Raw genomic sequence first — 1007 nt, forward strand, 5'->3', positions numbered from 1 at the left:
GTGATGACGCCTTTCCGCAGCCAGGAGATCCGGCACAAAGGCGGAGTCTACTACGGTGTCAATGCCGTGTCTCATAATCTGATCCTTTGCAATCGGGAAGAGCTGCTCAATGGAAACGGCTTCATCCTGGGCGTTTCCGGCTCCGGCAAGAGCTTTGCAGCCAAGCAGGAGATCACCTCCATTGCCCTGGGCACTGACCACGATATCATCGTGGTCGATCCGGAACGGGAGTATGGCTCCCTGATCCACGCCCTGGGCGGTGAGGTCATAGCCATTTCTGCAAACACCTCCAATCATATCAATGCATTGGATATTTCCGCAGAATATGGCGAAGGCAGCAATCCGCTGGTGCTCAAAAGTGAATTTGTCATGTCTCTTTGCCAGCAGCTGCAGCATGGGCCGATTGAACCAGGGGACAAGAGCATCATTGACCGGTGCCTGGAGCACATCTATGAGGATTATCTGAAAACATACGAAGGAAATGCGCCTACGCTGCTGGATCTGTATTACGATCTGCTCAAGCAGCCGGAGCCGGAAGCACACCGGCTGGCGCTGGCTTTGGAACTGTTTGCAAAAGGCAGCCTGAATGTCTTTGCCCATCAGACCAATGTGGACACGCAGAACCGGATCATTTGCTATGATATCCAGGAGCTGGGGGAAAGTCTCAAGCCGGTGGGCCTGCTGGTCATGCTGGATTCCATTCTCAACCGGGTCATTGCTAACCGAAAGAAAGGGAAGCACACTCATGTGTACATCGATGAGATCTACTTGTTCTTCAATTCCTTGGGAGAAGGGAATGTGACCAATTACAGCGGCGAGTTTTTGTACAAGGCATGGAAGCGATTCCGTAAATACGCCGCCATGATGACAGGCATCACCCAGAATGTGGAGGAATGTCTCAATTCCAACACAGCCCGAATGATGTTTGCCAACAGTGAGTTTCTGCTGTTGTTTACCCAGTCGGCTTCCGATCAGCAGGAACTGTCCAAGCTGCTGAGGATCTCCAA

The 1007-nt window shown here is 52.0% G+C and carries 1 protein-coding gene; it reads left to right on the plus strand.

Annotation, left to right across the window (positions count from 1 at the left end; translation table 11 throughout):
- The coding region (locus KQI26_RS15110) for a VirB4-like conjugal transfer ATPase, CD1110 family (RefSeq protein WP_216505056.1) at positions 1–1007 on the plus strand (1007 nt) is incomplete at both ends.

Source organism: Intestinimonas sp. MSJ-38 (genome assembly GCF_018917925.1).
In the GTDB taxonomy this organism is placed as follows: domain Bacteria; phylum Bacillota; class Clostridia; order Oscillospirales; family Butyricicoccaceae; genus Pseudobutyricicoccus.